General features: G+C 57.5%; 11 protein-coding genes. 1 reads left to right on the forward strand and 10 read right to left on the reverse strand.

Annotated features, from left to right (window positions below; translation table 11 throughout):
* Positions 1-220: 220 nt before the first annotated feature.
* The 10 genes from rho to rmuC all read right to left on the reverse strand — a co-directional run bounded on the left by rho (position 221) and on the right by rmuC (position 12646).
* The gene (gene rho / locus BBCT_RS07630) at positions 221-2278 is read right to left on the reverse strand and encodes a transcription termination factor Rho (RefSeq protein WP_047750684.1); all 2058 of its coding nucleotides are present in this window, start codon (positions 2276-2278) and stop codon (positions 221-223) included.
* Positions 2279-2549: 271 nt separating this feature from the next.
* Positions 2550-4139, reverse strand: a complete 1590-nt coding sequence (locus tag BBCT_RS07635) for an NAD(P)/FAD-dependent oxidoreductase (RefSeq protein WP_003834001.1) — start codon at positions 4137-4139, stop codon at positions 2550-2552.
* Positions 4140-4317: 178 nt separating this feature from the next.
* Positions 4318-4629 carry a DUF2469 domain-containing protein gene (locus BBCT_RS07640; protein ID WP_003833998.1) on the reverse strand — a complete coding sequence of 104 codons (312 nt, stop codon included), beginning with the start codon at positions 4627-4629 and terminating at the stop codon, positions 4318-4320.
* Positions 4629-5732 (reverse strand): GNAT family N-acetyltransferase, encoded by a 1104-nt coding sequence (locus tag BBCT_RS07645; RefSeq protein WP_003833996.1) that lies wholly within the window; start codon positions 5730-5732, stop codon positions 4629-4631. Before BBCT_RS07645 ends, BBCT_RS07640 begins: the two co-directional genes overlap by 1 nt.
* Positions 5733-6015: 283 nt before the next feature.
* Entirely contained in the window at positions 6016-7512 is a 1497-nt protein-coding gene (gene gatB / locus BBCT_RS07650) for an Asp-tRNA(Asn)/Glu-tRNA(Gln) amidotransferase subunit GatB (protein ID WP_003833994.1), read from the reverse strand.
* A 25-nt stretch (positions 7513-7537) separates the two neighbouring features.
* Entirely contained in the window at positions 7538-9067 is a 1530-nt protein-coding gene (gene gatA / locus BBCT_RS07655) for an Asp-tRNA(Asn)/Glu-tRNA(Gln) amidotransferase subunit GatA (protein WP_003833992.1), read from the reverse strand.
* A 1-nt stretch (position 9068) separates the two neighbouring features.
* A complete protein-coding gene (gene gatC / locus BBCT_RS07660) occupies positions 9069-9365 on the reverse strand; it encodes an Asp-tRNA(Asn)/Glu-tRNA(Gln) amidotransferase subunit GatC (protein WP_003833990.1) in 297 nt (98 codons plus the stop codon).
* A 140-nt stretch (positions 9366-9505) separates the two neighbouring features.
* A complete protein-coding gene (locus BBCT_RS07665) occupies positions 9506-10189 on the reverse strand; it encodes a TrmH family RNA methyltransferase (protein WP_003833989.1) in 684 nt (227 codons plus the stop codon).
* Positions 10190-10597: 408 nt separating this feature from the next.
* Positions 10598-11248, reverse strand: coding sequence for a type I phosphoribosyltransferase (locus BBCT_RS07670; RefSeq protein ID WP_003833985.1), 651 nt, complete (start codon positions 11246-11248; stop codon positions 10598-10600).
* A 66-nt stretch (positions 11249-11314) separates the two neighbouring features.
* Positions 11315-12646 (reverse strand): DNA recombination protein RmuC, encoded by a 1332-nt coding sequence (gene rmuC / locus BBCT_RS07675; RefSeq protein ID WP_003833983.1) that lies wholly within the window; start codon positions 12644-12646, stop codon positions 11315-11317.
* 172 nt (positions 12647-12818) lie between these two features.
* Between rmuC and BBCT_RS07680 the strand changes: the two genes are divergently transcribed.
* Positions 12819-13667 carry an HAD family hydrolase gene (locus BBCT_RS07680; RefSeq protein ID WP_003833981.1) on the forward strand — a complete coding sequence of 283 codons (849 nt, stop codon included), beginning with the start codon at positions 12819-12821 and terminating at the stop codon, positions 13665-13667.
* Positions 13668-13751 lie beyond the last annotated feature (84 nt).

The raw sequence follows: 13751 nt of genomic DNA on the forward strand, positions 1-13751 counted from the left end.
TATTTTTTACACATCTCCCCTTGTAATGCAACATGATTTTCGTCTTTCAACTTTTGCTTTCGTATTTTTTAGCATGTCGGAATTTATGTATCGCATGTCCACAACGTGATCACCCATGCATCTGCAATGCCCTGAGGATATGCGAAAGGGTCGTATGACAATTGCCATACGACCCTTGGCTTGCTTACCGCAAATTGCGATCACTCGCGACTAATTGCGATCAATTGCTGCCGTTATTCGCGTTATTGCTGCTTTGCTGAATCAGCGACGCCATGAAGTCACGGTTGGTCGCGGTCTTCTTCAGACGTGGCACGAGCGTCTGGTAGGCCTGCTCAGGTTCGGGACCGCCAAGCAGTCGGCGCAGACGGTAGATAATCGGCAGTTCCTGCGGATCGGTGATGAGCTCCTCGCGGCGGGTGCCGGAAGCGTTCACATCAATGGCCGGGAATAGGCGCTTGTCTGCCAGTTCGCGGCTCAGGCGCAGTTCCATGTTGCCGGTGCCCTTGAACTCCTCGAAAATCACCTCGTCCATCTTGGAACCGGTTTCCACCAGAGCGGAGGAGATGATGGTCAGGGAACCGCCGTTTTCAATGTTGCGGGCGGCACCGAAGAACTTCTTCGGCGGGTACAGCGCTTGGGCGTCAACACCGCCGGAAAGGATACGGCCGGAAGCCGGGGCCGCGATGTTGTAGGCGCGGGCCAGACGGGTCATGGAGTCGAGCAGCACCACCACGTCCTGGCCGAGCTCCACGAGGCGCTTCGCACGCTCGATGGCGAGTTCGGCGACCGTGGTGTGATCGGATGCCGGACGGTCGAAGGTGGAGGAGATGACCTCGCCCTGCACCGTACGTTCCATATCAGTGACCTCTTCCGGACGTTCGTCCACGAGCACGACCATCAGATGGACTTCAGGATTGTTGGTGGCGATCGCGTTGGCGATGTTCTGCAAGGTGATAGTCTTGCCGGCCTTCGGTGGAGACACGATCAGACCACGCTGACCCTTGCCGATCGGCGCCACAATATCGATGAGACGGCCGGTGAGCTTGCCCGGCGCGGTCTCCTGCTTCAGACGCTCCTGTGGATACAGCGGGGTGAGTTTGTTGAACTGCGGACGGTTCTGCGCGGCCTCGACGGTCATGCCGTTGATGGAGTCGATGGACTGCAGCGGTACGAACTTCTGACGCTGGTTACGACGGTCGCCCTCACGCGGGGTGCGGATGGAACCGTGCACCGCGTCGCCTTTGCGCAGGCCGTACTTCTTGACCTGGCCCATGGAGACGTACACGTCGTTTGGCCCCGGCAGATAGCCGGACGTACGCACGAAAGCGTAAGAATCGAGCACGTCGACGATGCCTGCGACTGGCACGAGATCCTCTTTCGGCTCCTCGTGGCGCTGTTCACGTTCGACATTGCGATCCGTGCGATCGTTACGGTCGGCACGATTATTGCGATCATTACGATCATTACGATCGCTGTTACGGCCACGACGATCGTCACGCTCGTCATAATCGCGGTCACGTCCACGCAGACGGCGTCCGCGATGATCCGCACGATCGTCCCTGTCGCTGGCACGACCACGAACACGACGTGCAAAATTGCCATCCTCGGTTTCGCCATGGCGCTCGTCGTCCTCGTTGCCCTGCGAAGGCAACGTGGCGAGAATGTCGTCGAGATCGCGCACGACATCCTCATCCTTCGGCTCCTCCACCGCACGGCGACGACGACGCGGCTCGGCATCGACCTCATCGTCCTTGCGATGGCGACGACGGTCGTCCTGCTTCGGCGAAGCATCATCCAGTCCCAATTCGGCGAGCAGATCGGTGGCCGCTTCCGTGTCACGGCGACGACGGCGCTTCGGAGCCTCGTCAAAGCTATCCAAAGCGTTCACAGCGGCCATAACGTCCGCGGCATCCTCGCCGGGCGCCTCGGCCTGCTTGCGGCGGCTGGAACGCTCAGTGCGCTCGACGCGGGCCCTTCCAGAGGTTTTGGAAGCCGGCTTTTCGGAATTCTCAGCATCATCGGCCTTGACTTCGGCAACCTCAGCAGGCTTGCCGACCTCCTCGGCCTGAGCTGCCGGTACTGCCGAAGCGGCGAACGCTGCGGACTTCGGGGCGCGCACGGTCACGCCGGCCGGCGCCTCGCCACCGGAACGGGCGGCCTGAAGCGTCGCTATAAGTTCCGGCTTACGCATGGTGGAGATGCCACGAAGGCCCATCTGCTTGGCGAGCTCCTTGAGCTCAGGCAGTTTCATGTCTTCAAGATTCGGGCTGGTTGCCACTGGTTTTTGCCTTTCCCCTAGCTTCCGCAGGCACACGCCCACGACAGCTGTAAAAAAGAGATACGGAAATGTTCCGCCACTGAAAGTCCGCCGCGAAATATCACGGTTTTCGAACTTTCCTAACCATACAACGTTATCCAGACCAACGCAACGCAGGTGTGCCAACGTATTCATGCCAACCGCAAATCACAAATCACAATGCAAAGACCCGTCATGTGATCACACGACGGGTCTTTGCCTGCAACAACAGTATGTCGGACTTACCGAAGTCTTACTTTTCCTCGTGGTAGCTCTTGTCGGTATTGACGGACCACACGTTCTTCTTGGACGTCTTGCCATTCTTGATATTGTCGACGGCCTCGATGGCGGTGGCCATGGAATGGTCCATGTTGTTGTAGCGGTGCTGGCCGTTACGGCCGACGCAGTACAGATTACCGAAGGAATCGAGGTATTCCACGAGCTCAGACATGCGGTCGTACGTGTCGAAGTAGGCCGGATATGCCTTCTTCACACGCTCACGATGGGAATCGATCACGTCCTGCGGGCCGTTGATGATCTGCATGCGGGTGAGCTCCTGGATGGCGAACTTCTTCGCCTCCTCGTCAGACATGTTCCAGAAGGAATCGCCCTCTTCGCAGAAGTATTCAAGGCCGATCCACACGGTGTTGTCTACGTCCTTGACCAGGTACGGGCTCCAGTTGTTGAAGATCTGCAGACGGCCGACCTTGTAGCCCGGATCCTGCACGTAAATCCAGCAGTCAGGCACGATCGGCGGATTGCCGAGGGTAGGAATGTCAGTGGTGTTTGGCAGACGCAGGTGCTTGACGAGCAGGCCTACGGTCACGAAATCGCGGTACGGCAGACCGTTGGCGATTTCGGTCATGTCCTTCGGCGCAGGCTTGCTGGAAGCGTCCACTGCGTTGATGAGGTCCTTGACAGGCATGGAGGAAATGAAGTCGTCCGCCGTCATTTCGATGCGGTTGCCTTCAGAATCCTCATACACCACGGAAGCGATCTTGCCGTCGTCCTGGCGAATCTCCACCACATTCGCGTCGGTAATGACCTTCACGCCAGCCGCCTCACAGTTGGCCTCAACGGTTTCCCACAGCTGGCCCGGACCATACTTCGGATACCAGAATTCCTCGATCAGCGAGGTTTCGACCTCAGCATTGCTGCGCTTCTTCGGCAGGAGCTTCTGGAACGCGTTCTTCAACACGCCCATAATGCTCAGGCCTTTGACGCGTTGCGCACCCCAATCGGCGGAAATCTGGGACGGATGGCGCCCCCACAGCTTCTCGGTGTACCCCTCGAAGAACATGGAATACAGCTTGCGGCCGAAACGATTGATGTAGAAGTTCTCCAGATTGTCTTCCGGCAGCTTGTGCACCATGGACTTCAGATAGCTGAAACCGGCAACCAACGTAAGCTTCGGCCCCATGGCCTTCAACGTGTTGGCGCTCAGGGAAATCGGGTAGTCAAAGAAGTGACGGTTCCAGTAAATACGAGACACGCGATGACGCTTGAGCATCACCTTGTCTTCGACTTCCGGATCCGGGCCGCCCGGTTCCATATCGTGCTCACGACCGAGCTTCTTGTCATCATAGCTTGGCGCGCCTTGCAATGGAAGGACTCCCTTCCACCAATCCATGATGCGTTCGTCCTTCGAGAAGAAACGATGGCCGCCAATATCCATACGGTTGCCATCATGCTTGACAGTGCGGGAGATGCCGCCGAATTCGCGGGTCGCTTCCAACACGGTCACGTCGTAGTTCTCAGAGCCACCGTCCTTGACGAGCTCCCAAGCGGCGGTCAGGCCCGCAGGGCCACCGCCGATAATCACCACGGATTGCTTTTGCGTCACTTTGAGGTCTCCTTATGAAAACAAAAATCCCTGATAGTCTACCCGAGGGTAGGGAAACGAACATCGCATCTTGTGCGAATGCTTACAAAATCAAGCCAAGTCAGGCAATACCAAGCCAAGCCGTATAAAACAAGTCAGGCAATACCAAGCCGAGCAAAGCGATACGCGACCATATCGACTATATGGAATCAGGAATGTCGATATCGGTTTTTTGTACTTCCTCGACATTGACGTCCTTGAAAGTGACGATACGCACGTTCTTGACGAAACGACTGGAACGATAGACGTCCCACACCCACGCGTCGGTCAAACGCACGTCGAAGTACACGTCCTGACCGGCAGAACGTACGTTGAAATCGACTTTATTTGCCAGATAAAAACGACGTTCCGTCTCAACAACGTAAGTAAATAATTTAATAACGTCGCGATATTCCTTATACAAAGCCAGTTCTGCGTCGGTTTCGTAATTATCGAGATCCTCGGCGCTCATCACTTACCTTCCACATCACGCTTGCGACCACGACCGAGCGTACGCCACCAAGCTTCCTTCGACGTCTTGCGCTCGCCAGCCGTATACGGCCAGCTGTTTTCGACATCGGCATCACCGTTAACGGACTTACGATCGTCACGCTCGCTTTGCCGCGCAGCATCCACGCCTTCAACGTTCTTCCGCTGGGACGCAGCCACATCATCCGCACCGTCAGAAAGAACTTCCTGCACGGATTGCGCAACCGCCGCAGCATCGTCGGCACCCACACCTTCCGTATCAGGTTTCGTGGCATCCTTCTCATTCAGTCGAATGGCAATCGAATGTTCGCGTGCGCTCAAGGCCTCCTTGACGCCCGGATTGTCTTCGATCACGTGCATACCGAACGCGTCAAGCGAGCGGATCGGATCAAACTCGTCAACCAGCGTATCCATAACGATCAGATCCTGGTAACGGTTCTGAGAGGCGTTCCACAGGGCGTCGCGGGAGCGGCCGGAAGGCACGAATCCCAACGACTGGTACACGGACACGGAACGCGTGTTCTGTTCGGGCACGGCGACCCAAATGCGATGCATGCCAAGGCCTGCCGGCTCCGGTGCAAGACCGTACGTCATCACGCGCGGCATGATGTCTCGCGAATAGCCACGGCCCCGATAATCCTTGCCAAGCACCACCTGAATGCGGGCGGAACGGGCCCAACCGTCAATATCGATCAGGAAAATCATGCCAATCACATTGTCGGAATCCGCAGCGTCAGTCTCACCATCGCCATCATGATCGGCTTCGGTGACGATGGACCATGCGATCGTGCGACGTGATTCCGGGTCCCCCACACCGGATTCGGACGGAGCCTCACCTTGGGACCATGCCACGGAACGACGCACCCACGCACGCACCGCGCCACGCTCGGCAACCCGGTCCTTACCGGTGATTCCGGAAGCACCGACATACGCCTCGATGGCGTCCATACGGTCGAGATCCTCGACCGCGGCCGGGCGTAGATGCACCATCTCGCCCTTGATAGGCGGCACAACGATACGCTTCGGCAGCTCACGTGACTGCTGGTCCGACTGCCCCTGTGCTGCAGCCTCAAGATTCTCTGGCATTTTTCCTGTCCCCTACGTCATTGCAGGCACGACCGTCGCCGCACCCATACCGAGGGTATTGTACCTGACTGTACGTCAGCTGTGAATTGGCGCGGCGGCAATCGTTGTACATCTTCCTCTATCAGCATAACTTGGTATTGAGAGACACGGCGGTAATCGTAAAAAACAACTGGCGATTATGCTCTTCCCTTTTCTTTCGGAAAGATAAGAAAACGCACGTTCCAAGTTTTTTGAAACGTGCGTTTTCATGCGGTTCAGCAATCGTGAGTAATCGTTGTAAACGTTACTTAATCTTGCTCATCACGATCTTGGTGACGGCCTTCGCGTCAGCCTGACCGCGAGTGGCGCGCATGACGGCACCAATGATGGCGCCCATCGGCTTCATGTTGCCGCTCTTGAGCTTTTCAACGATGTCAGGATTGGCTGCGAGAGCTTCATCCACGGCCTTTTCAAGAGCGCCGTCATCAGACACGACCTGGAAGCCATGCTTCTTGACGACCTCATCCGGAGTGCCCTCGCCGGCGAGCACACCTGCGACGGTCTGCTTGGCCAGCTTGTCGTTGAGCTTACCGTCGGCGATCAACTTCTCGACTTCAGCCACATCGGCCGGAGTGATCGGCAGCTCTTCGAGGCTCACGCCCTTGTTGTTGGCTTCACGGCTCAGCTCGCCCAGCCACCACTTCTTGGCACCGGCTGCAGTGGCACCGGCCTTGACGGTTTCCTCAAGCAGATCCAGAGCGTCGGCGTTGAGCACGTCGCGCATCTCCAGATCGTTGAAGCCCCACTCGCCCTTCAGGCGGTTGCGGCGCTCACGCGGCATTTCCGGCATCTGGGCCTTCATCTCTTCGATGTGCTCCTTGGTGATGTGCAGCATCACCAGATCAGGATCCGGGAAGTAACGGTAATCGTCGGCATCGGACTTCACACGGCCGCCGGCGGTGGTCTGCGAAGCCTCATCCCAGTGACGGGTCTCCTGCAGGATCTCGCCTCCTTCGGAAAGGATGGCGGCCTGACGGCGGATCTCGTACTGGATGGTCTTTTCGATACCGCGGAACGAGTTCACGTTCTTGGTTTCGGAACGGGTGCCGAACGGATCGGACGGGCTGTTGCGCAGCGACACGTTCACATCGGCGCGCATGTTGCCCTGTTCCATACGGGCGTGGGAGATGTTCAGAGCACGCACGATGTCGCGGATGGCGCGCATATATGCACCTGCGATTTCTGGGGCACGGTCTCCGGCGCCTTCAATCGGCTTGGTTACGATTTCGATCAGCGGCACGCCTGCACGGTTGTAGTCGACCAGGGAGTGATCGGCGCCTTCGATACGGCCGTCAGCACCACCGACGTGGGTGTTCTTACCGGCGTCGTCTTCGATGTGGGCGCGTTCGATCGGCACGCGGAACACAGTGCCGTCTTCAAGTTCCACATCAAGATAGCCGTTGCCGTTGGTCGGCTTGTCGTACTGCGAGATCTGGTAATCGCGCGGCATATCCGGGTAGAAGTAGTTCTTACGTGCGAACTGGCTCCATTCAGCGATTTCGCAATGCAGGGCAAGACCCAGCTTGATCGCATAATCGACAGCGGTCTTGTTGACCACCGGCAGAGAGCCCGGCAAACCAAGACTCACCGGGGTGAGCTGGCTGTTCGGATCGCCGCCGAACGAGACTTCGGCCGGGCAGAACAGCTTCGTGGTGGTGCTCAGCTCAACATGGGTTTCCAGACCGATGACCGGGTCGAACTTCTTGACGGCATCGGCGTACTTCATCAACTTTTCAGCCATTTTGTTTTCTTTCCTCCGATGCTTCTTACTTGTTCAAGCCGTCAAGCCACGGGGTTTTCAGGGACTGCCAGATCGGGCCGTTCCAATCTTCCTCGAGAGCCGCCTCAAGAGCTGCGGCAGGCTTGTACATGACCTCGTCGCGCTGCTGCGGAGCGAGGAACTGGAAGCCGACCGGCAAACCGTCGTCGCTCAGACCAGCAGGAATGCTCATAGCCGGAACGCCGGCAAGGTTGGCCGGAATGGTGGTGATATCGATGGCATACATAGCCATCGGATCCTCAGTCTTCTCACCGAACTTGAATGCGGTGACCGGGCTGGTCGGACCAACAAGCACGTCAACCTTGTCGAAAGCCTTCTTGAAGTCATCGATGATCAGGGTGCGCACCTTCTGCGCGGAACCGTACCATGCATCGTAATACCCGGCAGACAGGGCGTACGTACCGAGGATGATACGACGCTTGACCTCGTCGCCGAAGCCGGCTTCACGAGTGTAGGCCATCATGTTGGCGGCGGTCTGAGGGACGCCCGCCGGCGGCATGACGCGCAAACCGTAACGCATGCCATCGTAACGGGCCAGGTTGGAGCTGACCTCGGACGGCATGATGATGTAGTACGCACCGAGGGAGTACGGCAGGTGAGGCAGAGACACCTCGGTGATCTCAGCACCCATTTCCTCGAGCTTCTTGACGCCTTCGTTGAAACGTGCCATAACGCCCGGCTGGAAGCCTTCGCCGCCGAGCTCCTTGATCAGACCGACCTTGAGGCCCTTCAGATCACGCTTCATGCCTTCGCGGGCGGCCGCCACCATCGGGCGCGGGCCTTCCGGAATGGACGTGGAATCACGCTTATCATGGCCGCCGATCACTTCCTGAAGCAGGGCCGCGTCGAGCACGGTGCGGGAGCACGGACCGATCTGGTCGAGCGAGGAGGCCATGGCGATCGCACCGAAACGGGAGACGCCACCGTAGGTTGGCTTGACGCCGACGGTACCGGTCAGCGAGCCCGGCTGCCGGATGGAACCGCCAGTATCGGTGCCCAGAGCGAGCGGAGCTTCGAATGCGGCCACGGCAGCTGCGGAGCCACCGCCGGAACCACCCGGAACGCGCTCGGTATCCCACGGATTATGGGTGGTTTGGTAGGCGGAGTGCTCGGTGGAGGAGCCCTGCGCGAACTCATCGAGGTTGGTCTTGCCTAGCAGCGGCATGCCCGCGGCCTTGAGCTTCTCAATGACGGTGGCATCGTACGGGGGTACCCAGCCTTCGAGGATCTTAGAGGCTGCAGTGGTTTCGATGCCCTTGGTGACGATCATGTCTTTGATGGCGATCGGCACACCGGCGAGTTCCGGCAGTGCGGACTTTTCCTCATCGGACTTGGAGTCGAAGGCATCGGCCTGTTCGAGGGCCTGTTCGCCAGACACCTTCAGGAAGGCCTTGATGCTCGGCTCAGCAGCCTCAATGACTTCGAGGTGTGCTTCGACCAGCTCGCGGCTGGAGACTTCCTTGGACTTGATCTTGGCCGCCATCTCAGCGGCGGAAAGCTTGACGAGTTCGCTCATGTCACTCCTCCCCCAGAATGCGAGGTGCCACAAACATGCCGGCTTCGGAAACCGGGGCGCCCGCGGTTGCCTCTTCCTGAGTCAGCGGGGTTTCCGGCACATCCGGACGCAGGTAGGCTTCCAGCGGAATCGGGTTCGCGGTCGGTTCCACATCGTCAGTAGCGACTTCCTGGACCTTGTTGATAGATTCTGCGATGACGTTCAGATCGCCCTGCAGACGGGTGATCTCCTCGTCAGTGAGTGCAATTCGGGCCAAATCGCCCAGATGCACGATTTCTTCTTTGGTGAAAGTAGGCATGTCCCTAACATTAACGCGTCTGCGTGACGAGCGCCCCGCCCATTTCGCCCATCGCCCCAGCCTCACGCTCCAGCCGCAACAGCCTCGCCACCGGCGAAGATTCCTCCAGTGACTGGAGGAATTGGAGCGATAGGAGCCGGTCAGGACTGGGGTGCGGCGTGCTGGGCAATCCAAGCATGCATGGAAACCGCAGCGGCAGCTCCGGCGTTAATGGAACGCACCGAACCGAATTGGGAAATGTAGACCACGTCATCCGCCAGCTCAAGCGCCTTTTCGGACAGTCCCGGGCCTTCCGCGCCAAACAACATAAGGCATCGCTTCGGGAAGCAATACGTTTCCATCGGCACCGCACCCGGAATGATGTCAAGCGCAATCACCCGCGCAGCCTTCAACTCAGCAATGCGCTGATCGATCGCCGCCAGCTCCGTCATATAGGCCAGCTTGTTCCCATTTTCAGCCCCACTTGCGGCTGGAACATCCATTGACATGCCAGATGGAGCACACTCAGTAACACGGCCTTCATTCAGCGAAACGGCATCGTTCGTACCGGCACCGTGCCCACTTTCCGCATTTTCGTGCACATGTAATGCGATTGCGGAGGCTTGCGATTGCGCCGCCGCGATTTCTCCGGCAATGCGCAGTTTCCAACATTCAACCAGTTCGGTTATGGAAGGGTGGTTTTCGACATGCTGATACAGTTCCGTCATCAACGCGCCCTTGCGATTCCACTTATGCGGACCGACGATATGCACGCGTTTTGCCTGGAATGCGTTGGCAGTGCGCACCATCGATCCGATATTGAAATCATGCGTCCAGTTTTCCATGGCAACCTCAAAATCATGGCGACCATGAGCATCAAGATCGTCTTTGATGGCCGAAACCGTCCAGTAACGATACCGGTCAAGCACGTTGCGGCGATCACCTTCGTCAAGCAGAGACGAATCGAATCGACGGTCATAATTCGGCGATTGCGGATCATCCGGACGGGGCTCGCCAAGATGCGTTTCAGCCCACGGCCCTACGCCCACTTCACGAAAGACCGGCTCTCCGGATGCTTTCGCTGCAATATCGATGGGATTAGGCTGATGCACGCGATTCCTCCTCACAACTCATTAATCGATTCAACCAGACGCAAAGTCGTGAAACGTTCCGTGAAACACGATATTTAGCGTCATCGAACCACCAAATACAACCGAAAAGCCGCGAAACTTCGATACTTAGTATTGCGACACTTAGTGAAGTTCCGATTCCTTGAATACTTCCACAAACGGCAGATCGGATTCGCTTCCGTCAACCGGATTGATGACCTTGATAGAAGGCGACGCCATATCGACGCCACCAATCAGCGATGCGACGGCAAGCACTTTAGCGCCCTCGTTTTTCACCACGGAGAAGTCAAGGCTCAGCTCGTTGCCATTGCGCAACGTAACCAACGAGGACGTCTGCACATACGACTTTTCAGACAACCAAGAATCCAGCAAAATCACGCGCTTGCCTGTGATCGAAGGCCCCTTGATGGACGGATACACGAAATCCATCACAAAACCGTCAAGGTTCTCCCCACGCGAAGCGGCCGCCTGAATCATGGCGGACACCAGCGGAACCGCGGCCGCGGTCAACGCACCCACCGCGTCGAAATCGTCCACGGAATAACCGGCCTCTTCCAACGTATCCAACAGGATATGCCCAACGATCGAAGCGCCACGATGGTCGAACAGCACGGAGGAAAGCTCCGAGAATGGCTTGTCGGCCATTTCAGCCTGCAACAGCGACTTCAGCTGGTCACGCGGCTCAAGCATGGTGAAATCAATGTCGCTATGCGCGGGAGCATCGGCAGTCGCAGCAACCGACTTGGTCTTACGGAAAGTCTTCTCTTCGGTCATGTTCCTAGCCTATCCTTTCGGCTCGTCAAACCTTACCTCATACCGACACGTATCAGGCAAAGGTTACTATGCACTGGTTTCGGGAGCGGTGAGTTCGCGGACATCGGCCTTTTCGGGCGCGATCATGTTCACGGGTTCGATAATTCTGCTCTGGTCGACGCGCTGCAGCTTGCGTGCGGTGACCAGCACGCGCGATTCCAGTGACGAGGCGAACGCATTGTAGGCACCGACCGTTTTGGTGATGGCGGATCCCAGCTTGGTGGCACGGTCCCCGAGCACGGCGAACCGTTCATACAATTCGCGAGACAGGTCGAACAGCATTTTTGCGTCATCGGTCAGGCTTTGCTGCTGCCATGCGTACGCCACGGACTTCAGCACCGCCCATAAAGTAATCGGCGAAGTCAAAGCAACCTTGCGCGCAAACGCGTCGTCCATCAGCGTCGGATCGGTTTCCAAAGCCGCCTGCAGCAAGGATTCGTTGGGAATGAAGGCGATCACGAAGTCCGGCGCGTCGGCGAACGCATTCCAATAAGCCTTGTCGCCCAAAGTTTTCACATGCTCGCGCACCGCCTTGGCATGCGCATGCAGCAATTCCGACTTTCGTGCCAACTCCTCAGGCGTGGCGGTATCGGGAATTTCACACGCTTTCTGATAGTCGGCATATGGGGCCTTCGCATCGATCGGAATGGTTTTGCCGCCCGGCATGTGGATGATCATATCCGGACGCTGCGTGCGACCGTCCGCATCAGTGACGACCACCTGCGTATCGAAATCCACATGTTCCAGCAGCCCGGCGGATTCCACGATATTCCTCAACTGCGCCTCACCCCACGCGCCGCGTACCTTGTTGTTGCGCAATGCGGACGACAAGGCGTTGGTCTCGCGGTCAAGACGGGCCTGCTGCTCGCCAAGACCCTTGAGCTGCTCGCCAAGCGCACCCATTTCTCGCTTGCGACCCTCTTCGATTTGCGAAACCTTCTGCTGTAGGGCATCAAGATTCTTTTGCACGGGCGCGAGCGCGGATAATACCTTGCTCTGCTCCTGCAGTTTTCGCTCGTTTTCGACCTGCTTGCGTTCCGCTTCGGCCGCGGCACGCTCACGCTCACGCTCCACACGTTCCTGTTCGGCCCGCTGGGCCTGCGCGAGCTGCGATTTGAGATAGGTCAACTGTTGGGCTAACCCTTCCGCCTGCGTGCGGTATTGGGTCACCGATGTGGACAATTCGCTGATTTCCTGCCGATCAGCTTCGATCTGCGCTTTCGCCTCGTTAAGATCGGCGGTTTTCGCATCACGGGCCATTTCCTGCCCTTTGGAACGGCCCGCAAAAAAGCCGGCCGCGGCTCCAAGCGCGGCCATAACCACCAGAAGAATCACCACAAACACAGGATTGTCGAACATATGTTCTATATAACAGCATGCCCAAGACATCTTGGAAGATCAAAAATCGCAAGACATCCGCGTCCAGCTGCATTATGCTTGGAGCCGAAAGCATGCTCACGAACATGCGGCAACGCGAGCACGCTGAATATTCGAGAGGCATTCAAGAGGCAATCCGGGGGTTCGGAAACGCATGGGATTCGATTTGTTTATGACGGTGGCGGCGATTGTTGCGGCGGCCGTGGCCACTTGGGCCATCCTCAGGCTATTCCTAAGCGAAAACGATGGCATAGCCCCCTCCTGCCAGCGCATCACCGATGAAAAGCCCGCCGAGAATCACACCGAAAATCCAGACGAGGAAGCCGGCGAAACACACCGAAGCGACATCGCCAAGCGTCTCGCCATCTCAACCATACTGATCATTCCCACATTCACCGTAACTATGCTGACATTCGGCGGCATCACACTTCCCCACTGGCTGACCAATCCATGGCTGCACGCCATCATCGCCACTCCGGTCATGTTCTATTGCGCCGCGCCGATGCACAACCGCGGTACCGCCGCCCTGAGAAACCGCACGCCCAACGCGGATTCGCTGCTATCGCTCGCCATGACCGTCGTGTACGTCTACAGCCTGCTGGCGTGCGTGGTGTCATGGATTATCCCCGCAGGGTCACACAATCAATATTTCGCTTTCGCAAGCATGGTCGCCGTGCTGTCACTTGCGATTTCGCTGATCGAGCAACCTCCCATGGCGAAGAAAGCATCGGAAGGCGATATTCCGATCGCGCAATCGCAAGAAACACAAGAAGCACAGCAAAGCATGGATACGCTTATCCAGGCCAACATCACATATGAGATTCGCACACGGGTAACGCAGATTACCGCAACCATGACGATGGTCATCGCGGTGTGGACGTTCGCTTTGTGGCTGATTTTCGGGCTTCAGCCAAAGCTTGCGATTGCCGTGTTGATCGGCGCGACGGTTTTAACGGTCGCAGGCTTGGTTTTGCAGGCATATGACCGCCTACCGTCACGGTAAAACGGTTTTCAAAAAAGAAAATCGCGCAGTCGCACGAAAAATGGGCGGACCCGCATGCGCGCAGTCCGCCCACCGTCAACGGTT

Origin of the sequence: Bifidobacterium catenulatum DSM 16992 = JCM 1194 = LMG 11043 (assembly GCF_001025195.1) — a bacterium.
Lineage (GTDB): Bacteria > Actinomycetota > Actinomycetes > Actinomycetales > Bifidobacteriaceae > Bifidobacterium > Bifidobacterium catenulatum.

Excerpts from the sequence above, each read along its gene's own strand:
- BBCT_RS07640 (WP_003833998.1), bottom strand. The coding sequence starts at position 4,629 with ATGAGCGCCGAGGATCTCGATAATTACGAAACCGACGCAGAACTGGCT.
- BBCT_RS07645 (WP_003833996.1), bottom strand. The coding sequence starts at position 5,732 with ATGCCAGAGAATCTTGAGGCTGCAGCACAGGGGCAGTCGGACCAGCAG.
- gatB (WP_003833994.1), bottom strand. The coding sequence starts at position 7,512 with ATGGCTGAAAAGTTGATGAAGTACGCCGATGCCGTCAAGAAGTTCGAC.
- gatA (WP_003833992.1), bottom strand. The coding sequence starts at position 9,067 with ATGAGCGAACTCGTCAAGCTTTCCGCCGCTGAGATGGCGGCCAAGATC.
- gatC (WP_003833990.1), bottom strand. The coding sequence starts at position 9,365 with ATGCCTACTTTCACCAAAGAAGAAATCGTGCATCTGGGCGATTTGGCC.
- BBCT_RS07665 (WP_003833989.1), bottom strand. The coding sequence starts at position 10,189 with ATGGAAAACTGGACGCATGATTTCAATATCGGATCGATGGTGCGCACT.
- BBCT_RS07670 (WP_003833985.1), bottom strand. The coding sequence starts at position 11,248 with ATGACCGAAGAGAAGACTTTCCGTAAGACCAAGTCGGTTGCTGCGACT.
- rmuC (WP_003833983.1), bottom strand. The coding sequence starts at position 12,646 with ATGTTCGACAATCCTGTGTTTGTGGTGATTCTTCTGGTGGTTATGGCC.
- BBCT_RS07680 (WP_003833981.1), top strand. The coding sequence starts at position 12,819 with ATGGGATTCGATTTGTTTATGACGGTGGCGGCGATTGTTGCGGCGGCC.